At 37.4% G+C, this 20,961-nt stretch carries 22 protein-coding genes; 17 read left to right on the top strand and 5 right to left on the bottom strand.

Annotated features, from left to right (window positions below; genetic code table 11):
- The first annotated feature begins 11 nt into the window (after positions 1-11).
- The 3 genes from NML76_RS07915 to rpsD all read left to right on the top strand — a co-directional run bounded on the left by NML76_RS07915 (position 12) and on the right by rpsD (position 2,549).
- Positions 12-1,007, top strand: a complete 996-nt coding sequence (locus NML76_RS07915; protein ID WP_049475071.1) for an ABC transporter substrate-binding protein — start codon at positions 12-14, stop codon at positions 1,005-1,007.
- Positions 1,000-1,731, top strand: a complete 732-nt coding sequence (locus NML76_RS07910) for an ABC transporter ATP-binding protein (RefSeq protein ID WP_024056481.1) — start codon at positions 1,000-1,002, stop codon at positions 1,729-1,731. Before NML76_RS07915 ends, NML76_RS07910 begins: the two co-directional genes overlap by 8 nt.
- Positions 1,732-1,937: 206 nt before the next feature.
- Positions 1,938-2,549 (top strand): 30S ribosomal protein S4, encoded by a 612-nt coding sequence (rpsD, locus tag NML76_RS07905; protein WP_003002210.1) that lies wholly within the window; start codon positions 1,938-1,940, stop codon positions 2,547-2,549.
- Positions 2,550-2,712: 163 nt separating this feature from the next.
- Here the strand turns inward: rpsD and NML76_RS07900 are convergent, their stop codons facing one another.
- Positions 2,713-3,876 carry a site-specific integrase gene (locus NML76_RS07900; RefSeq protein WP_254733262.1) on the bottom strand — a complete coding sequence of 388 codons (1,164 nt, stop codon included), beginning with the start codon at positions 3,874-3,876 and terminating at the stop codon, positions 2,713-2,715.
- A 415-nt stretch (positions 3,877-4,291) separates the two neighbouring features.
- Positions 4,292-4,717: a helix-turn-helix domain-containing protein gene (locus NML76_RS07895; RefSeq protein ID WP_254733260.1), complete on the bottom strand. Its 426-nt coding sequence runs from the start codon at positions 4,715-4,717 to the stop codon at positions 4,292-4,294.
- A gap of 179 nt (positions 4,718-4,896) precedes the next feature.
- On the opposite strand from NML76_RS07895, the gene NML76_RS07890 reads away from it, so the two are divergent.
- The 10 genes from NML76_RS07890 to NML76_RS07845 all read left to right on the top strand — a co-directional run bounded on the left by NML76_RS07890 (position 4,897) and on the right by NML76_RS07845 (position 11,592).
- Positions 4,897-5,094: a helix-turn-helix transcriptional regulator gene (locus NML76_RS07890; protein ID WP_070449596.1), complete on the top strand. Its 198-nt coding sequence runs from the start codon at positions 4,897-4,899 to the stop codon at positions 5,092-5,094.
- Positions 5,095-5,617: 523 nt separating this feature from the next.
- Complete coding sequence (locus NML76_RS07885) at positions 5,618-5,809, top strand: hypothetical protein (RefSeq protein WP_254733259.1); 192 nt, start codon at positions 5,618-5,620, stop codon at positions 5,807-5,809.
- Between the two features lie 13 nt (positions 5,810-5,822).
- Positions 5,823-6,089 (top strand): MerR family transcriptional regulator, encoded by a 267-nt coding sequence (locus NML76_RS07880; RefSeq protein WP_227038295.1) that lies wholly within the window; start codon positions 5,823-5,825, stop codon positions 6,087-6,089.
- Positions 6,090-6,235: 146 nt separating this feature from the next.
- Positions 6,236-6,751, top strand: a complete 516-nt coding sequence (locus NML76_RS07875; RefSeq protein WP_227038294.1) for a hypothetical protein — start codon at positions 6,236-6,238, stop codon at positions 6,749-6,751.
- On the top strand, positions 6,748-8,193 hold the full coding sequence (locus NML76_RS07870) for a virulence-associated E family protein (RefSeq protein WP_227038293.1): 1,446 nt from the start codon (positions 6,748-6,750) through the stop codon (positions 8,191-8,193). Before NML76_RS07875 ends, NML76_RS07870 begins: the two co-directional genes overlap by 4 nt.
- Positions 8,194-8,573: 380 nt before the next feature.
- A complete protein-coding gene (locus NML76_RS07865) occupies positions 8,574-8,873 on the top strand; it encodes a hypothetical protein (protein WP_227038292.1) in 300 nt (99 codons plus the stop codon).
- The gene (locus tag NML76_RS07860; RefSeq protein WP_227038291.1) at positions 8,870-9,019 is read left to right on the top strand and encodes a hypothetical protein; all 150 of its coding nucleotides are present in this window, start codon (positions 8,870-8,872) and stop codon (positions 9,017-9,019) included. The genes NML76_RS07865 and NML76_RS07860 overlap by 4 nt, the downstream gene beginning before the upstream one ends.
- Before the next feature lie 99 nt (positions 9,020-9,118).
- Positions 9,119-9,991, top strand: a complete 873-nt coding sequence (locus NML76_RS07855; RefSeq protein WP_227038290.1) for a hypothetical protein — start codon at positions 9,119-9,121, stop codon at positions 9,989-9,991.
- On the top strand, positions 9,984-11,018 hold the full coding sequence (locus NML76_RS07850; RefSeq protein ID WP_227038289.1) for a head maturation protease, ClpP-related: 1,035 nt from the start codon (positions 9,984-9,986) through the stop codon (positions 11,016-11,018). Before NML76_RS07855 ends, NML76_RS07850 begins: the two co-directional genes overlap by 8 nt.
- A gap of 256 nt (positions 11,019-11,274) precedes the next feature.
- Positions 11,275-11,592 (top strand): HNH endonuclease, encoded by a 318-nt coding sequence (locus NML76_RS07845; RefSeq protein ID WP_061604992.1) that lies wholly within the window; start codon positions 11,275-11,277, stop codon positions 11,590-11,592.
- Between the two features lie 546 nt (positions 11,593-12,138).
- On the opposite strand, the gene NML76_RS07840 is transcribed toward NML76_RS07845, so the two are convergent.
- Entirely contained in the window at positions 12,139-12,672 is a 534-nt protein-coding gene (locus tag NML76_RS07840) for a TetR/AcrR family transcriptional regulator (protein ID WP_003001962.1), read from the bottom strand.
- A 134-nt stretch (positions 12,673-12,806) separates the two neighbouring features.
- On the opposite strand from NML76_RS07840, the gene NML76_RS07835 reads away from it, so the two are divergent.
- The gene (locus NML76_RS07835) at positions 12,807-15,602 is read left to right on the top strand and encodes a YhgE/Pip domain-containing protein (RefSeq protein ID WP_254733257.1); all 2,796 of its coding nucleotides are present in this window, start codon (positions 12,807-12,809) and stop codon (positions 15,600-15,602) included.
- A 234-nt stretch (positions 15,603-15,836) separates the two neighbouring features.
- Here NML76_RS07835 and NML76_RS07830 read toward each other — a convergent pair whose 3' ends face one another.
- Entirely contained in the window at positions 15,837-16,505 is a 669-nt protein-coding gene (locus tag NML76_RS07830; RefSeq protein ID WP_254734562.1) for a DUF4947 domain-containing protein, read from the bottom strand.
- 89 nt (positions 16,506-16,594) lie between these two features.
- Complete coding sequence (locus tag NML76_RS07825) at positions 16,595-17,842, bottom strand: carbohydrate-binding domain-containing protein (protein WP_254733254.1); 1,248 nt, start codon at positions 17,840-17,842, stop codon at positions 16,595-16,597.
- Between the two features lie 214 nt (positions 17,843-18,056).
- On the opposite strand from NML76_RS07825, the gene NML76_RS07820 reads away from it, so the two are divergent.
- From NML76_RS07820 to NML76_RS07810, 3 genes are all read left to right on the top strand, one after another.
- Positions 18,057-18,836: a polyphosphate polymerase domain-containing protein gene (locus tag NML76_RS07820; RefSeq protein WP_254733253.1), complete on the top strand. Its 780-nt coding sequence runs from the start codon at positions 18,057-18,059 to the stop codon at positions 18,834-18,836.
- A complete protein-coding gene (locus NML76_RS07815; protein WP_254733252.1) occupies positions 18,829-19,512 on the top strand; it encodes a DUF4956 domain-containing protein in 684 nt (227 codons plus the stop codon). Before NML76_RS07820 ends, NML76_RS07815 begins: the two co-directional genes overlap by 8 nt.
- 92 nt (positions 19,513-19,604) lie before the next feature.
- A complete protein-coding gene (locus tag NML76_RS07810) occupies positions 19,605-20,864 on the top strand; it encodes a S41 family peptidase (RefSeq protein ID WP_247923690.1) in 1,260 nt (419 codons plus the stop codon).
- The last annotated feature ends 97 nt before the right edge of the window (positions 20,865-20,961 follow it).

The raw sequence follows: 20,961 nt of genomic DNA, 5'->3' as shown, positions 1-20,961 counted from the left end.
AGGTATAGCTAATGAAAAAGTCAATAGGTTTATTTTTCTCAATAATATTGGGATTTGTTTTCTTGAGTGCTTGTCAAAATTCTGTCAAGCAATCGTCAAGTGGTTTGAAAAAGATTGATTTTATTCTAGATTGGACCCCGAATACCAATCACACGGGTCTCTATGTAGCAAAGGAAAAAGGGTACTTTAAAGATGCAGGACTGGATGTAGATATAAAACTTCCTCCGGAAGACAGTAGTTCTGATTTGATTATCAATGGGAAAGCTCCATTTGGTATTTATTTCCAAGATTCTATGGCCAAGAAATTGGATAAAGGTGCGGGTATTACCGCTATTGCAGCTATTGTCGAACACAATACGTCAGGGATTATTTCAAGAAAAGATGCAGCGATCACAAGTCCAAAAGATTTGGTTGGTAAGAAGTATGGTACCTGGAATGATCCGATTGAGTTGGAAATGATCAAATCGATGATGAAAAAAGAAGGGGCTGATTTTAATCAAGTAAAATTGGTTCCAAATAGTGATTCAAATTCCATTACTCCGATTGAAAATAAGGTCTTTGATGCTGCTTGGATTTATCACGGTTGGGATGGAATTTTGGCTGAGCAAAAGGGAATGAAAACCAATTTCTTCTATATGAAAGATTTTGTTCCTGCATTTGACTACTATTCGCCTGTTATTATTGCTAACAATGACTATTTGAAATCTCATAAAGAGGAAGCAAAAAAATTCATTCAAGCGGTGAAAAAAGGCTACCAATATGCTATAGAGCATCCAGAAGAAGCAGCAGATATCTTGATTAAACAGGCCCCTGCTTTGGCTAACCAGCGTGATTTTGTACTAGCTTCTCAAAAATATCTTTCCAGTCAATATGCTTCAGACAAGGATAAATGGGGACAGTTTGACTCCAAACGTTGGAATGCTTTTTATGCTTGGGCAAAAGAGCAAGGATTGGTTTCAAATGACTTAGAAGACAAAGGTTTCACAAATGAATTGGTAGGTGACTGATATTTTAACCGTAAAAGATGTAAGTTTCTCTTTTGGAGATAAAGCAGTTTTAAACAATGTATCACTAGAAGTGCAAAAAGGAGAAATCGTCTCTATTCTAGGTCCAAGTGGGGTAGGGAAATCAACCTTGTTTAATTTAATTGCTGGGATCCTTCCCTTACAAAAGGGCGCTATAGAAGTAGATGATGCCCCGATCTCCTTTGGAAAAGTCAGCTATATGCTACAAAAGGATCTTTTGTTAGAACATAAGACAGTATTGGGAAATATTATTCTTCCCCTTCAATTAAAAAAGATTCCTAAGGAAGAGGCAACATCTACAGCTCTAAAATTGTTAGATGAATTTAAATTGGGAAGTATCGCCAACCTTTATCCTAATGCGCTGAGTGGGGGGATGCGGCAACGGGTGGCGCTATTAAGGACTTATCTATTGGGTCATTCTGTCTTCCTATTAGATGAAGCTTTTAGTGCCTTAGATGAATTGACAAGGCAGGATCTTTATCACTGGTATCTAGAAAGCAAGGAACGTCTTGGTCTCACCACTCTAGTGATCACTCATAGTATCGAAGAAGCTTTGACATTGAGTGACCGGATCTATATCTTGAATCATAATCCCGGTGAAATTATTGCAGATCTTCCTTTAAAATGGGATCCAGCAACGGATAGAGACTGGCAACAATTGCAATATAAAAAACGAATCATAGAATTATTGTCTGAATTTCATTGAAATTGTTTTGAAGGACTTTACAAAGTTTCTATTCCGTGATAGAATAGAATTTGTGCGAAATGACAGCAGGACAAAATGAAGCTCGTCAACAGGAAGCCAGCTAGAAAAGTAACCTTTGCTGTTTGGGCGAAGGCTTTCTGAACGAATCAGGTTTGTCTAAAACGTTATTTCCTACAAAAAATTATTTTTATAGGAGGACATTTCAAATGTCACGTTATACAGGACCATCTTGGAAACAATCTCGCCGTCTTGGCTTGTCACTTACAGGTACAGGTAAAGAATTGGCACGTCGTAACTACGTACCAGGTCAACACGGACCAAACAACCGTTCAAAATTGTCAGAATACGGTTTGCAATTAGCTGAAAAACAAAAACTTCGTTTCTCTTACGGACTTGGTGAAAAACAATTCCGTAACTTGTTCGTACAAGCTACTAAAGTTAAAGAAGGAACTGTCGGTTTCAACTTCATGCTTCTTTTGGAACGTCGTTTGGATAACGTTGTTTACCGTCTTGGACTTGCGACTACTCGTCGTCAAGCTCGTCAATTCGTTAACCACGGTCACATCCTTGTTGACGGAAAACGCGTTGATATCCCTTCATACCGTGTAACTCCAGGTCAAGTGATCTCAGTTCGCGAAAAATCAGCTAAAGTTCCAGCTATTCTTGAAGCTGTTGAAGCTACAGTTGGACGTCCAGCATTCGTATCATTCGATGCTGACAAATTGGAAGGTTCATTGACACGTCTTCCAGAACGTGATGAAATCAACCCAGAAATCAACGAAGCACTTGTCGTTGAATTCTACAACAAAATGTTGTAATATCTTTTTAACTATGACAGGCTGGAAAGCCTTTAAACAAAGCACTTTAGGTATTTTCCCTAGAGTGCTTTGTTTCTTTTTACTACCCTTTTAGTTACCTATGACTAATTTTTGTATAGTAAGAGGGTGTACCTTTTCAGGTTCACCCTGTATTTTACTGTATTTATAAATTGCTGATTGCCGTTTCAAATATTGAGACGGCTTTTTTTGCGCCTTCTTTTGTAGCGTGGACGTATGTATTTAAAGTCATTGTTATATTAGAGTGGCCTAGTCTATATTGCAGATCTTTAGCCTCTATTCCAGCGTAAAGCATAATAGTAGCATGGGTATGGCGAAAACCATGAAAACTTATATCGGGTACCCCAGCACTCTTAAAATGCTCCTGTAGTCTTTTTCTCAATAAGCAAGCGTAAGCGTATTTAGTAGTAAAAGGTGTGAACACAATATTTTCAGACCTTCCCAGCTTCCAACATTCTACTTGTTGGCGCTTTTTATACTGCTTTAAAAGTGATATAGTCGCTGGATCTATTTCAATATCTCTTAGGCCTGCTTTTGATTTAGGGGTATTTGTTTCTTGATATCTGTTTAAAGTCTTAGATATACTGATAGTACCTGTTTTAAGGTTTATATCAGACCATTCAAGGGCTAGAGCTTCCCCGATACGGCAACCACTGGCCAGCAAAGTTTTATAAAGAACGTAATCAAAAAGATTTTCATATAAATTTAGATCCAAATTATCAAGATAGGCTAGAAATTTCTTTAATTCTTGATTGCTAAAAAATCTAATCTTTTGTTCCTTTGCTTGTTGCTTACGTGGAATAATAACATCACGGGCTGGATTGTGCTGGATCACTTGCATAGTAACCCCATATTGAAGTATACGGCGATTAATATTGTTTAGAAAACTATAATTTGCGTATGCTCCCTTCTCCCCTCTATTCGCTCTATCTGCCCATTTATTTACTTGTTGTTGAATAATAGGGGTAGTTAGGCTATTTAGTTTATAATCGCCAAAAACGGGCAAAATATGAATCCTTACAATACCCTCCATAGATTGTTGGGAGTTTGGTTTGATTGTGTTTTTATAACTCTCCCACCATAGAGCAACTAACTCTCTATAAGTAGTGATCATTGGTTTATTTTTAGCACAATATCCATTGTTGGCAAAGGTATTAATAGCTTCCCTAGCCTTGATTTTGACTGCCGTTTTAGTATTAGCTGTAACAGTGGTACGGGCCTTTTTCCCCGTCATCTGATCTACACCTAAATAAACACTAGCACGGTAAACAGTTTGGCCATTCTTTTTTACTACGGTTTTGATATTCATTTTTCTTTCCTTTCCATCAACAGGCAAGCGGATAGGTGAGAAAAGAAAATTTAGTAAATGTGACAACGTTGTCACTTATTAAGGGTATTAAATACGACCATGGGGTCGTATTTGCCATTTCTTGGGCTTTCTATATTATGTGACGTCACATAATTTAATTACCCAACGTTGGGTAATTTGAAATCGTTCAACGTTGAACGTTTTTAGATTAGATTTGTTTCTTCGAAAAACGAAGAAACAATATGTTGCAACGTTGCAACATTTCGAAACGTTTCGAAATATGATAAACGACAACGTTGTCGCTTTTAGTTTAACGAAAGTGATCTGGAAATTGCACTTACTAAACTAGTGCTTGATATTTCCCAACATTGGGAAATTTAAATAGCGTAAATTGCATTTTTAGAATGTCGAAACGTTACGACTTTTTATTTTTAAAAGTATCTACTAAATCAGATAGTAACTCTAATTCTTTATTTGTAGTTTCTGTATTCCTAACAAACTCAATTATATTGTCAATAAAAAAATATCTATTATTATCTTCTAAAGAGGCGTCCACAAGTCCTTGGGGCGTGAATTTTAGAAAACCATCTTTATCTTTAGGGAAATGCTCTGGATTTTGCTGGACCAAGTCGGGCATGGATTTATGGGGTTCATCTTCAAAACCTAATAAATGATTTAAACTTACACCAAAATATTCGGCTAACTGTTGCCCTCTATCTGCTTTGAATTGACTCTCACCATTTTCCCAACTTTGTAGAGTACGTAAAGGAATATTGTGTTCTTTAGAGAATTCCTTTTGTGAAATTCCTTTCTTTTTGCGTAATTCTTTCAATCTATTCATAGTAAACACCTTTCAAAAACATTATAACACAAAAAATATTTAAACAGACGCAAAAAATTGCATTTATTTTTTAAAAAAGTATTGACAACGCAAAAAGATGCGTGTATAATTCAAGATGTACCGCAGGAAGTTGCGTACAAATTAGTAAACACCATAAAATAATATAGAGGAGGTATAGCATGAGAAACAACATGCGCTTGTTATTAGCAAAGCAACGGAAAAAAACTTCTGACGTTGCAGAAGCTACAGGAATATCAAAAAGTACACTAACGGCATTATACTATGAACGGGCAAAAAGTCCAACGTTAGATACTTTGAAGAAAGTTTCAAGTTTTCTAGGGGTAACTATTGATGAATTTCTAGATGTGAAAGAATAGGAAGGATACATAATGTACACATGATTTTGGAAAAAGACAACAAAAAAAGTCACATACTTGCCCCGACCAAGGTTTTAGTATATGACTTGAAAAGAAACGTACATAGAAAGAACAGCTTTCTAAATACTTTTTATGTACCTAGTATATCAAAAATTAGAGTGGTACACAAGATGGAAGTAAGTTTTCTCATTATCCCCGATTATTAAGTAGGGCAGTGATACTGATTTCAATATACCATGGAGGAATATCAAGATCTGAATTTTATGTTTTTTATAAAAGACTTGGAGATCAGATAGGACATAAACAAAAATTAAATAAATAATCACTTATTAAACTGGCAAGCGGATAGGTGAAAAAAGAAAAACAGTGTAAGAAAAGTCATGCTGACAGGGCAATTCTAAGGCTTTGTTTAGTAAATTCATGGATATCTATCTATGAAAAATCGCCATAAAACGCCTATAGATCAGGAAAAATAGCTGATTTAGAGGGGTATAGAAGTTCAAAAGAGAATGAGGAAAATAAAATGAATGAATGGAATTTACCAACTGACAAAACCATTATTTTACTTGTAATTCTATTTAAAATTGTATGGAAAATATGGAATAGACCAAGTCCAATCAAACTAGTTGCAGAAAAAGAAAAGCTAGAAGTTTCAAAAGGATTAAATCCAGATTATGGGGCTTATGTTTGGTTAGCTGGCAAGCGTTTTAATTGAAAGGGGTAAGGATATGGAATTACTTTCAAAGGAAATTCAATTGGAATGGCTTCAAGCACAAAAAGAGACTTTAGAAACACTTGTGAATTTAGAAATGGAACGAAAAGGGAAACTAGATCTTATTACTAGAGAAGAATTAAAAGAGGCTCTAGGAGTCTCAGGAGAAACTCTAAGAAATTGGGAAAAACTTGGACTGAAAAAACTGCAAACCCCAACTGAGAGAGCTAGAAAAGTTTATTATCGCCCAAGTGACATTTATTTGTTCTTATCAGTGAGGTAGAGAGAAATGGAAGTGAGATATTATGAACCGTCTAAAGATTTTAACAAAGCAGTATATAATGCTCCTTTTAATCTTTTATTACTGCCATTAGGTACAGATGAAGAAGCTGAAAAGAAGATCATAGAACATTTTGAGAAGGTGAAAAGATGTATAGACAAGTGATTTTATTTCTACAAGAACAAAAGATACAAGAATTTGACTTTTTGAAGGATACCCCTACTAGGGTTTATAAAAAGAATGAGTGGTACGCTTTTATTTACTATGAACCGATGGGGGAAAATCTGACTGAACAAGTAAGCCCTAAAATGCTTATCCAAGTAGTAACCAACTCTAAAAACCTAGAAAATAGGGGCTGGAAGTTAGTACGTAATTTCCCTATTAGTAAATTACAAGGGGACTTACTAGAGTTTTTACAATTATATGAAGTCTATAAATTTAGAGGTTATAAAAATGGCTATGGTTTAGAATTTAATGGGCCATTACTGGAATTTGTTGCGTATGGCTTAAATGATCGAACAGAAGTATCTACCTTTTTAAAAATGATGATCGGGGCTGGATATAATTTAGAAATAATCATACAGATCTTTTCTAATATCGTTAAAAAGAAATCTCTTGCCCGTGATTTTGTTGAATTGATAAACCGTTATGAGGTAACTACATGAGTGTTAAAAAAGCATTAGAAAAGACAATACAAGAAGAACGGGCTTCCCCGAACTTTCCAAACCTTACGGAAAGAAGAGAAACAGAGACCGAAAATAATAGTCTTGGTTTGGTTGAAAAGGCCAAAGGGAAAGGCTGGGCTTCTAGTTTAGATAATTTGAGTAAGATTATAAGTGGAGACAGTCTACTGAAAGACAAGTTAAGATATAATGAATTCACACATGAAATTGATATCATCGGTTCATTAAAACTCAATAGTGATAACGGGCTTACTGGGGTAGCAGATGATAGTGTTTTAAAAGAAATTCGTCTATATATTGCAAAAAAATATAAAGTGGATTTTAAAAAAAGCGATATTTCTGACACTTTGGAAGTTGTGGCCCGTACACAAGGTTACAACCCCTTGAAAAAATTCTTGCTAGAATGTGAAAGGGAATATAATTCTTGCAGTGATCCACCAGAAACATTTAATATTTTACGTCAATATCTTAATGTAGAAGATAGTAAATACAATCGGATAATATTTGATCTATTTTTTCGTGGAGCAGTTGCGAAAGTGTTTGATCCTAGTGTAAAGTTTGATTTTGTATTAGATTTGACTGGTAAACAAGGGGTAGGAAAAACACAATTTTTTGAAGGCTTGTTTACAGATCAATACTTCACAACCGTTGAAACTTTCACGGATAAAGACGATAAAGCCCGAATGGTGAGAAATTGGTGCGTTTTTGATGATGAAATGGTAGCAACTAAAAAGACCAGTTTCCAAGAATTAAAAAGGTTCATAACTGATAGAAAAATCGAATATCGCCCGCCTTATGGTAGCACTGATAGGCGATTACTGAAAAACTTTGTTATTGTACGGGCAACGAACCAGCCCGACTTCCTAAATGATTTAACTGGAGAACGTCGTTTTCTTGTTGCTGAAGTCTATAAAGATAGTTCCTACAAAGGTAGAAACTGGACTGAAAATGATCGTAGGAGGTTCTGGGGTGGTATGGTCAAGGCTTGGAGAGATAATAAAGACTTAACCCTATCAGATGAACAAGAAGCCCTAGTAAACGCTATACGGGCCAAATATAAAGCTATAGATGAAGAATTAGAAGATCTTGAAAGATATCTAAATACCCCCTATCCCGAAAGAATGTATTTTAGCCCTCCTAATGATAAAGTTAGAAAGTATTTTATCCATGAAATTTTAACCAATGGAATTTGGCTTAATGGAAATGGTGAGGAAGAAAAACTAGATGAAAAATACGGGAAATTAGTTGAACGTGATCGCTTAACTGTTAACCTATTTTTTCAAGAAGTCTATCTGAACGACAGCCCCACTCAAAAGCAAAAGGCAAAAATAAGAATGGCTCTACAAAATCAACAGGAATGGCAATACAAGAAAGGCATAAAATTCGGGAAGGTTACTACATCTGGTTTTTTCAAAAATGGATAGTTGGAATTTTAACAATGAGGTTGGAAAAATGAGAACAAAATTCCAACCGTATAAACCCTTGTGAGAGTAAGGGGGGGAAGGATTTTTTAAAAAAATGGTTGGAAAGTTATTTAAAAAATCCAACCACGGAAACGCTTGGTATATAAGGTTTTTTTGATGATTGGTTGGAAAATAACAATATTTAATAAGAAAAAGTATATTATTTATTGTTGAATACACTGTATTAAATTATTTTAACTTTCGGTGAAAAAAATCCAACTTTTCCAACCAGATCTAAAAAACGTTGATATAACAGGCTTAAGGCGGTTGGAAAACTAGTTTATAAATTCCAACCAGTTGGAAAATTTTTACAACCAAAATGATAAAAAAGGAGGTGGAAAATGAAAATAAAACTAAAATACAATGTAAAGGAATTTAATTTTACATATGATTTTAAAACAGAAGAAACGGCTCATATAGCCTCGGAGGCACTTATAGGATATTTACTGGGTACTCATTTTAGGGTAAATGCAAAGGTAGACTTCCTATGTGTAGAGAAGGACAGTAGTCTAACTAGATTGTCGTTAAAATATGTATCTGTAAATGATTTAAGCAGTATTCTAAATCGAATCTGTAACTTTTATGATGAATATCGTACAGGGCTAAATTTAGATTTCGATGAAGAATGGGAGGGGTTATGATGGATAAACTAAATGACGGTTGGATCTATTTTATGAACCGTGGTATAATTAAAAGTGTAAAGATCCCCGAATTTGGGGAGCTGAATTTAAAGGTCTCTAATGGTGTTGTTACACTCATAGAGACTAAAGAACAAACAAAAATTTAATTGCTGACTTGAGAACAAGAGGCATGACATAAAACGGTTTTTATAATTCGTTTTTTGTCATGTCTCTTTTTTATATCAATCTAAAGAAAAGAGGAAAAAATGGAAATTAAAGAAGCAAAAAAGATTTATTTTGAATTAGTTCAAAACTATAATTTATTTAATAAAGAAACTACCTGGTTTGGTACAGGGTATAGTGATAATTATCACTACCTAACACTAGGACTTATTCCAGAAATTGCAAGTACATTATCAGAGGGCAAAGATATTATTAAACTTGTTGAAGAAATTCGTAATTCAATTAAAAAATATTGGGAACTTCGAACAAAGTCCATTGATAAAATGAATAAAATTCTTTCTGATAATTATCTCACTAGTAAAGAGAAAGACCATAAAGCAAGTGAGTTAAAAAAAGAAATTGCTTTAAATCTAAATGATCTGGTAAAAGTAAATGTAAAACTTGCCAATAAACAAGAAAAAGTATTTGCTCCAATTTTAAATAAAATTCAAGAAGTTACTGAAACACTTGGGGAATTTGGAGATAATAAAGTTCTTCCTTCAAAAATTAACTTATACGCAAATTGCCCAGAGTGTACAGAAAAAGAATTTACAAATTATTTTGTAGATGAATTATATACACCTTACCCACCTTTAAAAGATCGTGATTTTAACTATTTCATTAGAATTGGTGAAGAAGTTTCGTTTACACGTCATGCAGAGGAAGAGTTTGAAGAATTAGGCTTACAGACACTTAATAGACATTTAACAAACTTTAAAGTAGAAAACTACTGGAAAGAAAACGGATTTAGTTCAAAAGTTGAATGGCTTGCAAGTGTCCATGAAAAACGTAAAGAAGCGGAAGAACTTGCATATATCGAAGGTATGAAAATGCAACAAGCTTTAAAAGAACTAAAAGCACAAGGGAAGCAAGAAGGCTTTTTCAAAAAGATGTTAGGAGCTTTTACAAATGAATAAGATTGAGATCAAAGGGGCAATTATCCCCAATAATAGTATTGAAGCATATAAGAAAGAGGGGAAGGAATACACGGCCTTACAAGATATTGAATTACCGCCTTCTTCTGAACCTATAGAAGTGATCATCAATTCTGGGGGTGGTGATGTATTCACAGGAAGCGAAATATACAGTCGATTGAAAGATCATAAAGGACAAGTAATTGTAAAAATAGTGGGGGTTTGTGCTAGTATTGCCAGTGTGATTGCAATGGCTGGGGATACTGTAGAAATGAGCCCGACAGGTTTGTTTATGATACATAACGCAATGGCTTGGACGTATGGTAATACTAAAGAGCATAAAAAACAAATTGAAGCTCTAGAAGTAGTAAACAATAGTATCGCTTTGGCCTATCAAAACAAGACAGGTTTACCAATGGAAACTATTAGAAATTTAATGGAAGAAGAAACATGGTTTTCTTGTGATCGTGCGCTAGAGTATGGCTTTGTAGATAAACAAATGTTCATGAAAAAAATTTCCCGTGAAATGGTTGCTAGTATTCTCGAACATGTCCCAGAACAAGGGCGACACTTGTTTATGGAAAATGTAATTAAAAAGAATTTAGATAAAATTGATGCGAATATTGATGAACTGAAAAGTATTAAGAATAACAAAAATCAGTCATACGGTCAGAAGCTAATGACACTTGGAGTAAAGGATAAGAAAAACAATCTATCATATGGTCAGAAGCTAATGACAATCGGGTTAACACCAAACAAGAAACCCACCACTAAACAGATGTTAAGAGTTGCAAATGACGCTGAAAAAATAGTCATGTTGTTAACTCTCGAAGCAAGACATGAAACATTAAAAACTATTCGGGAGAAAAGATTTGAACAAATTCAAAAAGAGATAAAGGGTAGTTATTCGGAGCCATACCTAAACGAAGGATACCAAGCTGGAGATGTAATACTGGAGAATGGAAAAACTGTATTAGTGGCTCAAGGTCTCAATGATTATCAAAGTAAAGCTGATGAGTTGAGAAGATAAAATAGGTAGAGGATAGGCTTCGGCCTATCTTTTTATCTTTCAATTCTTCCAATTAGACATAATGAGGAAAATGCCAATTCATTTTTTAAAATCTTGTAGTTTCTTGATACGCTTGGGGTTTGGTGAATAAACGAATTAGACAGAATGTAAGATATGTCTAATTCAAGAGAGAAAAACAATATAGTTTTCAGAAATAATATAATGAATTTCAGAAATAGATAATTGAAAGTATGAAATGTTACAGAGGATTTGAGAATTGAAAGTAGATGTTTCGACAAGAGAAAGTCGCAGAGAGTTTTATCTTTCGAAATCATGGAGACAATTAAGACTCGAAGCAATGAGTCGAGATCATTTTGAATGCGTCTGGTGTCGAGATGAGGGGAAGGTGACTACAGATAACCTCGAAGTCGATCACATCAAAGAGCTGGAATATTATCCAGAGTTTGCTTTAGATATAGACAATCTTCGTACTCTGTGCAAGGAGTGTCATAACAAGCGACATCATCGCTTCCAATTTCGCAAATCATCCAAACTGCAAAATAAAAATTTTCGTTCGGACGAATGGTGGGGATGAAAATTTAAAATTTTGAAAAATTCACAGACCCCCCGGTCGAAAAAAATCGAAAAAAATCGGTCTCTGGGAACCGGTGGGAGGGGTCGATTTTCTAAATATAAGGGTTAATTTTTAAGGGGGTGGGGGTATAGGTCAAAAAAAGTCAAAGATTTTAAAAAAGCCCCAAAATTTTGGAGCTTAATTCTTGCCTGTTGAACTCATTAGATTTAGTTCCCTTTTTACTACCCTTTAAGTTACCCCAGCATGTCTCACTTTGTTAGTGATTGTTGAAACACAATGTTTTTGGTAGTTAGGTTGCCTTATTATTACTATACATGTTTGAGTGATGATAACAAAATGCTTTAATTTTAAGATATACTTTGCAGAAAGCCTACTACAGTGGGCTTTTTGTTTTGTCTTAAAGGGTTGATTTCTGGGTTTGTTCAGTTATTTGTTCAGTTATAAGTTTTCTAAAGCTGTTTTATTACATGAGGTAGTTTTTTGTTTTCTTAAAACCTAAACCTGCTAATAAAAAAACTCCTGATCTATCTAGATCAGGAGGCACTATTACCGTAACATTTTCATTAAAAATTCAGCCATTTGTTGAGGGCTTTCTTTTTTTCCGCGAGAAACCCACATTTGACAGACTCCGAAGAAGGCATTGGTCAGATAGACAGAACTGTAGACTCTTTCAATATCTGTTAATGATTTATGACTATATCGCTCTTGCAAACTATCAACCAGAAGAATCTGTAATTTATGTCGTAAGAAGGTTTGGATTTCCTTGGTTCCATTCTCTGTCAGAAGAACCGCAAAGAGTGGCTCCTTGGTTAGAAATTCGAACACCTCTGTAATCGCTTGGCGCTTGTCGTCTTGGTGTTTATCAAAGATGTATTCAAGCTTGTGAAAGAGTGCTTGTTGGTAGCGCTCGATCATGTCGTACTTGTCTCGATAGTGGGTATAAAAGCTAGAGCGACTAATACCGGATTCTTGTGCTAACTCAACCGTTGTGATTTGGTCGAATGATTCCTTTTCGAGTAGTCGAACCATCGCCTCCTCGATATTTCGTTTTGTTTTTAATCGTTTATTGCTCTCAGTCATCTGTTAATCCTTTTTGCACAAAATTATACACAGTGTCTAAAAACAAAGATTTCCTACTTGTGAAAATTTTTAGAAACTGTATAATCTATTATATCAGAAATTTAGACAATGTGTATAAAAAGGAGACAAAAAATATGATGAAAGAATGGAAGGCTATTCTTAAAAAGCCAACATTTATCATTGTCATGATTGGAGTTGCTTTGATTCCAGCTCTTTATAATATTATTTTTCTATCTTCCATGTGGGATCCATATGGAAAGGTTTCGGATCTTCCTGTAGCGGTTGTCAATAAGGATCAATCTGCTACATATAATGGACAAAAAATGGAAATCGGAAAAGACATGGTGTCCAATTTGAAGGACAATGACTCACTTGATTTTCATTTTGTAGATGAGAAAGCTGCGAAAGATGGTCTCAAAAATGGCGATTATTATATGATTGTAACCCTGCCTGAGGATCTTTCAAAAAAAGCTAGCTCCATCTTAACCAATCATCCGGAACAGATGACCATTGATTACCAAACATCCAGTGGTCATAGTTTTATCGCAGGGAAAATGAGCGACACTGCGATGACAAAAATGAAGCAGTCAGTGGCTGAAAAAGTGACCAATACTTATACAACAGCTTTATTTTCTAAAATGGGATCGCTTAAAACTGGTATGGGGACAGCGGCAGATGGAAGTGCTAAATTAGCAGATGGTGCAAGTAAATTGGAAGATGGTGGTCAAACACTATCTACTAATTTGAATACATTGGCTCGTTCAAGCTTAGCATTTTCAGATGGTGCAACTACTCTTCGTACAGGTCTAGTGGCTTATACAGATGGTGTTGGTCAATTAGGAAATGGTCTCAATCAAATGGCTGGTCAACTTCCAAACTTGGTATCTGGCGTCAATCAATTAAATAATGGGTTTGGTACTTTTAATACAGGCTTGATGGCTTACGCTACCGGAGTGGATCGATTAGGAAATGGTCTCAATCAAATGGCGAGTCAAACCCCTCAGTTGGCTTCAGGAGTTGGTCAATTAACCAGTGGTATGGGGACCCTCAATGATGGTCTTGGGAATTATACCAATGGCGTGCGTCAATTGAATTCAGGCCTATCTAACTTTTCAAATGGTTTAGCAACCTATACAAATGGAGTCGCTACTTTATCAGAAGGAGCGGGTCAATTAAGTAGTCAATCTGCTACCCTTCGAAATGGGGTTTCACAATTAGAATCAGGTATTCAAACATTATCAAGCCAGCTACAAGCTTCTACAAGTCAATCTGCTCAGATTGATCAATTGGCAGCTGGTTTAAACCAATTAAATGCAGCGATTCAAAATGCTTCAGTAGATACCAGTCAACTTTCGTCTGGATTGACGAGTATTGCGAATTCAGCTCAATCAATCCTTGCTTCAGCCCAAGCGGATCGTGCAAATGCCCTTGCAAGTGTGCAAGGGACAGCAGCCTATCAAGCAATGACAGCTGACCAACAAGCGGAAATCAATGCGGCAATCTCATCGAGCCCAAGCTCGAGTGAAACGGCGGCTCAAGGAATCTTGACTACGATTCAAACGATCCAAGGTAGTTTGAATACAGGAAATAGCTTGACACAACTGCAAACAGCAGCCAATCAAGTTTTACCGACAGCTTCTTCTACCTTGACAGACTTGTCAAGTGGCTTGTCTAAGATCCAATCCGCAGTTAGTGGACAATTGTTGCCAGCTAGTCAAACCATCAGTCAAGGGATCAGCGCTTATACAGCTGGTGTCGATAAAATCGCTAATGGAGCAACCCAACTTCAGACGAATAGCAGTACTTTAACAAATGGGGCTAGTCAGTTAGCAGCAGGTGTTGGTCAACTAGATAGTAAATCATCAGAATTACTTGCAGGAAGCAATCAATTGGCTTCTGGTCTAGGTGAGTTAAATGGGAAGATGCCTGCCTTGACATCAGGTATGAATCAACTGGCTTCAGGAGCGACCCAATTAACAGGTAAGTCGGGTGAATTGGTTGCTGGTGCTGGAAAATTAGCTGACGGTGTAGGACAATTGAACAGCAAGATTCCAGAGTTGGCAGGTGGTGTCAATAAACTTGTCACTGGTGTCAATCAGTTGACAGAAAAATCAGGTCAACTGGTGACCGGAGCTGATAAACTAGCCGACGGTGCAAATCAAATCTCAGATGGGTCCAGCAAATTAGCAGCAGGTGGCCAAACATTGACAAATGGTTTAGGTGAATTAGCAACAGGAAGCCAAACCTTGAGTCAAGGATTAAACGATGCTAAGGGACAATTGAATGTGGCTACAACTGAAAAAGAAAACGCTAAAACCTTAGCAGATCCTGTCACTTTGTCTAAAACAGACCGTGACAATGTCCCGGTGAATGGTGTCGGAATGGCTCCTTATATGATCTCTGTAGCACTCTTTGTTTGTGCCTTGTCAACCAATATGATCTTTGCAAAATTGCCATCCGGTCGTCATCCTGAAAGTCGCTGGGCATGGTTTAAATCTCGCTTTGAGGTCAACGGAACGATTGCGGTGATTGCAGGAATCTTGGTCTATGGTGCCGTTCACTTGATTGGTTTATCAGCTAATCATGAGATGGCTACTCTCTTCCTTTGTGTGATTGGTAGTGTGGCCTTCATGTCTATCGTGACTGCTTTGACAACATGGCAAAGAAAGATCGGTGCTTTCCTTTCCTTGATCCTCTTGCTCTTGCAATTGGCTTCTAGTGCAGGAACTTATCCTCTTGCTTTGACAAATGGATTTTTCCAAGCCATTCATCCATTCTTGCCAATGAGTTATACCGTTTCTGGTCTTCGTCAAACGATTTCGATGACAGGAGAAATTGGAAATCAAGTGGCCTTCCTTCTGATGACTATTGTCCTTTTTGCAGGACTCGGAATGTGGTTCTATAATCCAAAAAAATATGAAGAGGACTAATCTTCAGGAACTCCCAACAGAATGTGTTGGGAGTTTTTTTGTTTCATGTGAAACAAGAGGCTGGGACAAAAGTCCTAGCCTCTCAATTATTTTTGGATTGTCGAGCAAGACGCAGTGGTTGAGTGGGTTCTACTACGCTGATTTCATCAGCTTTTACAGCCCTACTCAACTGTGCGGAGGTGGGACGACGAAATCGAATTCTAACGAATTACCGATTTCTGTCCCACTCTCTTATTATTTAAAGAAGACGACATCAGGATTTGGAGTGATATAGAGGAGTCGGTCGTTTTCAAAGACTAGCTGGATAGTATTGTTTTTATAGGTGTAAATGGTGTAGTTTACTCCGAATTTAGACGCTTGTTTGAGATCAACAGCTCCCATCAAAAAGGCATGAGCTTGTTCCTCTGTGATTTTCCCCTCGTGGTAGAGCCCTTTAATATTTTCTAATTCGGTATTTTCAAAAGATTCGGCAATATAAGCAGGGTCTGTTATTTGTTTCTCTGGATTTCCAAGGATTTTTTGGACAAGGGCAGTGGTATATCCTTCATAATCCGGCGTCTGTGCAAAAATAGTATCGTCATTTCTAGAGTAGGCTACTTTTAAGTTCCCTGTTGCATAAATTTTATCTTTGGGGGCTTCTTGAGCATTTTTAGGGAGTCCTTCGGTTGTGACGATGTCCGAAGAGGGCTGTGTAGTGGTTGAAGGAGAGCTAGAGGAGTTGCTTAAGCTATTTGAACGATTAGTTGAACGACTCGAGCTACTTTTTTTAAAGGTTTTCTTTTTTGAGCTGGTAGTAGTGGGCTCTTTTTTAAAGTTGATCTTAAGATCCGGCACACAGGCTGAGAGAAAAAGAAGAGACAGCAAGAGTGTGAAGAAAAGAGGTAGTGTCTGTTTTTTCATCATGTTCCTTTCGATAAGCTGATTGATTTTCTATTCTATCATAAAAAGGGTAACAAAAAAAGGTCAGGAAGAAATCCTGCCTTTATTTGTTATTATGGATGCCCCCCTCCAGGTCCACCGCCTTGAGGTCCGCCACCACCTGGAGCCCCACCGCCTCCAGGCATGGAGTTGACAATTTCCGTTTGTTTTTCACCGTTGATATAGATGTCTCCGCCAGTGTAGGTAGCAGTACCATCAAAGTCGAATCCAGATTGTCCCGTTAATTTAATGGTTCCTCCGGTAACGGTGATATTTCCATTCGAATCAATTGGATCGGTATCGCCTTGGCCAACTTCAACGTTGAGGGTTCCACCATTCATAGTGAAGAAAATTTCATCTTGGTTGGCATTAGCATTGGCTGCATTGACACCGTCATCGGTTGCATAGATGGTGATATCTCCACCGTTGATGGTGATCGATTTTCCTTCGAGACCTTCGACAGACTCTGTTACCTCATAGGTTCCGCTATCGATGATCAGATCACCAGAAGCATGGATTCCGTCGTCTCCTGCAGTGATGGTCATTTTGTTATCTGAAAGGTACATGGTTCCGACCGAAGTATCTTCATCATTATCCACCTTGACGGCATCTTCATCTGCATCGATGGTCATGGTCGTACCAGTGATATTGAGTTCGTCATTGACGTTGAAGGCATCTCCTACAGCCGTTATCTTATAGGTTCCACCTGTGATATGGAGAGTGTCATTGGCTTTGATACCGTTGTTCTTCTTGGCGTCAATGTTGAGCGTACCTGAACCATTGATGGTGAGGTCGCCTTTAGAGAAGATCACCGCATCGGCATCTTCATCATTGTTTGAACTTGAATCAGACAAGGTATTGGTCGTGCCATCTGCTAGAGTCAGGTAGACATGACCTGCTTTCGTAGCAGAAATTGGCGCGTTGGTGTTGGTCATGGTAACGCCTTTCAAGACGATATGAACATCATCTGAGTCACCTGCTTCGACCTTGATTTGAACCCCATCGGATTCACCAGAGATGACATAGGTTCCGGCCTTTGAGATGGTCACAGTTGATCCAGAAACGGCTACGCCGTCACCTGATACATTTGCAGACGAACCAGATAGTTTTACAGTAGATGCTTTGCTTTCATCATAAGAGCTGTCCTTGTCCTTATCTGTAAAATAGTTGGAATTGTTTGTTTTATTTTTTGAAGTAGAAGTAGCGGTTGTTTGAGCAATATTGCTCTTTGTAGCTGATTGTGATGACGCCTGGGTGCAAGCTGTCAGTAAGGTGAGGGTTGCGGCCCCCGTTAATAAAAATTTCCATTTGTTTGATTTCATGAGCTTTTCCTCTCGTTCAATTGATATGCTCCTAGTCTAAAGTTGCTAGCTGAAAGTTTCCTAAAGTTTTTCTGAAAGGAACCTTAACTTTAGTTTTCTTTAAGTTTGGCTTAATGACCAGTTAAGAAAGTCCCATTAAACTAGAAAGCACGTAAGTCGTATTCATACTTACTGAAGGTTAGAAATAATAGATCCCCCTTAAAGGAGAAGAAACATGAAAAAAACAATTGAGACAAGTTTCAAACGAATCGAAACAAAATATATTGTCGCAAAAGATGACGTGAAGGACTTGATCAAAGACTTAAAAGAATACGTCGTAGAAGATGATTACCCAACTTCAACCATTTCAAACATTTATTTTGATACGGAAAATTTTGATGTCATTCAAGATGCTCTTGCCAAACAACACTGCCGTGAAAAAATTCGGATGCGGACATATATAGAAAAACCTCAAGCAGACAGTCCAGTATTTCTAGAGGTGAAGTCAAAAGATGAAGAAGGAATTGGCCATAAATTCCGTCTAGTCGCCACTTCGCAAGCCATTATCAACTTGATCACAGATGGGAAAGTAGATCATCAGATACAAGATCCAGACTTAGTGCAAGAGATTCAGAGATTGCGCAAACGTTATGGTCATCGATTGGAACCACGGATGTTCATTTACTATGATCGTTTGTCTCTCAAAGAAAAGAAATCCATTCAGGGTTATCCTTATCAGAAGATTCGCGTGACAATCGATCAAAACCTAGTCTTTCGAGACCAGGCTGTTAGCCTTTTTGATGGGAAGAAAGGAGAACCTCTACTAGAGGATGACTTCGTGATCATGGAAATTAAAGCTCCTGGCCAAGAACCTCAATGGCTAAAGGATATTTTAGAGAAGTATGGTTTGGTGAAACAGAAATTTTCAAAATATAGCTGTGCTTATCATAAATCACAAGGCTTGGATTATGCCCCAAGACCAATTCAAGAAACGGTAGGTGCTGCCTATGTCTAATCTATTTGATTCTATTTTTAATAATGCCACAGCAACGGTGGATCCCTTGCGCTTGCTGCTGGCCCTTTTGGTCAGCCTCTTTCTAGGGCTGGCCCTATCTTGGACCTATAAATACCGAACACTTTACACTCGAGAGTTTGTCATTAGTTTGACCTTGCTTCCTTGTATGATGACCTTAGTGATCTTTTTGGTCAATGGAAGTTTGGGAACCTCGATTGCAGTGGCAGGGACCTTTAGTTTGATCCGTTTTCGTTCGGCTACGAGTGGTTCTCGAGAGTTGATTGCCATTTTCTTAGCTATGATTATAGGACTGGCAGCTGGATCTGGCTATCTTTTATTGGCCATTTTATCAACCCTTTCTTTACTAGGAGTGTGGCTGGTATTGGAGAACAAACAGAGTAAGGCAGACCATCAACGGCGCCGTCATTTGACCATAACTGTCTCAAAACAAGATTCTGTTGCAGAACAAATCAGCCAGTTGTTGGACCAAAGTTGTTCAGAAATTGACTTTATTTCTGTCACAACGGCCCAAGCTGGAGAACAACTGACCTTGAACTATGAGGTAAATATGAAATCAAACATTGATGATTTTGGCCTTGCCAATCTATTGATTAGCAAGATTGAAAATTGTGATGTCGCTCTGACAAAGAAAGCGAAGAAAAGAAAGAATCTATAACGGCTATCCTACTTTAGGATAGTTTTTTAGGGTTTTAAGAACTTTTTAAGAAAAAGTGGTATACTGTTTCTAAAAAATGGAAGGAATCCTTTATGAAAAAGACTGCTATTTTTGAAGATGTCGTCTCTATTATGATCCATGATTCATCTACCAGCAAGGATCGAAAAGGATGCGATCCAGAGCCTTTTCGAGAAAACATTACAGATGATATGACAGATGATGCCTTTCTCTATCAAGTTAAGGCTTACCTAGCTAGTTTTGGGGTGATCGGGCATGTTTCCTTTCGAGATAAAAAGGCCAGTCAAAAAGGGTTCCTTTTGAGAATAAATGGACAGAAACTGTATGTTGAGGAAGCTAATGAAGATACGGGTCTTCAAGTAGGAGATCAGATCCTAGCTCTGGATGGAAGTGACTTGGATCAGATAGCTTCTCTTCATAAAGCTTATTTTATCAGCAAGACCCCAGAAAGACATTATAGAGAATGGGCAGATTTGGTCTCTCAGTCAACGAGTGTCACCCTGCTTCGAGAAGGGATAGAAAAGACCATTAAAGTAGTACCCAGTCGAGAACCGATCCAGGATCAGATTTTTTGGAAACGATTAGACGATGAGATTCTTTATCTTCGTCTGGATAACTTTATGGATGAAGGATCTTTGGGTCGTTTATACCAAGAGTGTTTACCGACGATGACGGAAGTCAAGTTTCTTATCATTGATGTCCGACGCAACAGTGGAGGGACGGATTCTTTATATTTCCCTCTATTACATCTAGCCTTAGAGAAGGATCAGGGCTATGATTCGCTTGACTGGGATGATGATGGCATGGAAATTCTCTACACAGAGCGCAATGTTGACCTGCGCTTGAAAGACTTTGAGGACTGGATGCAACAGGAAGAAATTAGCCCTGAAACAGTTAAGCTGCTTGAAGATATGAAAGAGGATTTGCTCCGCCATCGGGGAAAAGGCTATGTAACATATAAGGAAGAAAGCGAGGAATTCTTCCCAGAGGTTAGAGGAGGCCACTATCCTGAACAGATCTTTATTTTATCAGATATTTATTGTGCTTCATCTGGGGATAACTTTGTTCAGATGATGAAGCAGTTTAAGAAGGTAACGGTGGTGGGTCGACCAACTCTCGGAATTCTAGACTACTCTAATTGTTGTACGGTTGATTATGATAATTTTTGTTTAATGTTTCCCACTTCTCGCTGTTTAAGCGTGGATCAAGGGAAAGGAATGACGGATCAGGGTGTTCTACCCGATATAGAGATTCCTTGGACACCTAGCCATTTCGAGAGAGATGTGGATCTGGACAAGTGTCTGGAGTTGATTCATCAGGGGACTGTGAAATAGAATAGGATTTCAACCAGAAAACTGATTAAAGAAAAATGCTATCGTTAAACGGCTTGAATGATCTGAAATGATAACGTTTTCTACGACATTCTCACTA

The organism is Streptococcus sp. CF8_Ac1-9, from assembly GCF_024295565.1.
GTDB classification, from domain to species: Bacteria; Bacillota; Bacilli; order Lactobacillales; family Streptococcaceae; genus Streptococcus; species Streptococcus parasanguinis_X.
This window is presented reverse-complemented; position numbering and strand designations above follow the sequence as displayed.

Bases quoted from the DNA above. Each gene is read 5' to 3' on its own strand.
- NML76_RS07915 (WP_049475071.1), top strand. From the start codon at position 12: ATGAAAAAGTCAATAGGTTTATTTTTCTCAATAATATTGGGATTTGTT.
- rpsD (WP_003002210.1), top strand. From the start codon at position 1,938: ATGTCACGTTATACAGGACCATCTTGGAAACAATCTCGCCGTCTTGGC.
- NML76_RS07900 (WP_254733262.1), bottom strand. From the start codon at position 3,876: ATGAATATCAAAACCGTAGTAAAAAAGAATGGCCAAACTGTTTACCGT.
- NML76_RS07895 (WP_254733260.1), bottom strand. From the start codon at position 4,717: ATGAATAGATTGAAAGAATTACGCAAAAAGAAAGGAATTTCACAAAAG.
- NML76_RS07890 (WP_070449596.1), top strand. From the start codon at position 4,897: ATGAGAAACAACATGCGCTTGTTATTAGCAAAGCAACGGAAAAAAACT.
- NML76_RS07885 (WP_254733259.1), top strand. From the start codon at position 5,618: ATGAATGAATGGAATTTACCAACTGACAAAACCATTATTTTACTTGTA.
- NML76_RS07880 (WP_227038295.1), top strand. From the start codon at position 5,823: ATGGAATTACTTTCAAAGGAAATTCAATTGGAATGGCTTCAAGCACAA.
- NML76_RS07875 (WP_227038294.1), top strand. From the start codon at position 6,236: ATGTATAGACAAGTGATTTTATTTCTACAAGAACAAAAGATACAAGAA.
- NML76_RS07870 (WP_227038293.1), top strand. From the start codon at position 6,748: ATGAGTGTTAAAAAAGCATTAGAAAAGACAATACAAGAAGAACGGGCT.
- NML76_RS07865 (WP_227038292.1), top strand. From the start codon at position 8,574: ATGAAAATAAAACTAAAATACAATGTAAAGGAATTTAATTTTACATAT.
- NML76_RS07860 (WP_227038291.1), top strand. From the start codon at position 8,870: ATGATGGATAAACTAAATGACGGTTGGATCTATTTTATGAACCGTGGT.
- NML76_RS07855 (WP_227038290.1), top strand. From the start codon at position 9,119: ATGGAAATTAAAGAAGCAAAAAAGATTTATTTTGAATTAGTTCAAAAC.
- NML76_RS07850 (WP_227038289.1), top strand. From the start codon at position 9,984: ATGAATAAGATTGAGATCAAAGGGGCAATTATCCCCAATAATAGTATT.
- NML76_RS07840 (WP_003001962.1), bottom strand. From the start codon at position 12,672: ATGACTGAGAGCAATAAACGATTAAAAACAAAACGAAATATCGAGGAG.
- NML76_RS07835 (WP_254733257.1), top strand. From the start codon at position 12,807: ATGATGAAAGAATGGAAGGCTATTCTTAAAAAGCCAACATTTATCATT.
- NML76_RS07830 (WP_254734562.1), bottom strand. From the start codon at position 16,505: ATGATGAAAAAACAGACACTACCTCTTTTCTTCACACTCTTGCTGTCT.
- NML76_RS07825 (WP_254733254.1), bottom strand. From the start codon at position 17,842: ATGAAATCAAACAAATGGAAATTTTTATTAACGGGGGCCGCAACCCTC.
- NML76_RS07820 (WP_254733253.1), top strand. From the start codon at position 18,057: ATGAAAAAAACAATTGAGACAAGTTTCAAACGAATCGAAACAAAATAT.
- NML76_RS07815 (WP_254733252.1), top strand. From the start codon at position 18,829: ATGTCTAATCTATTTGATTCTATTTTTAATAATGCCACAGCAACGGTG.
- NML76_RS07810 (WP_247923690.1), top strand. From the start codon at position 19,605: ATGAAAAAGACTGCTATTTTTGAAGATGTCGTCTCTATTATGATCCAT.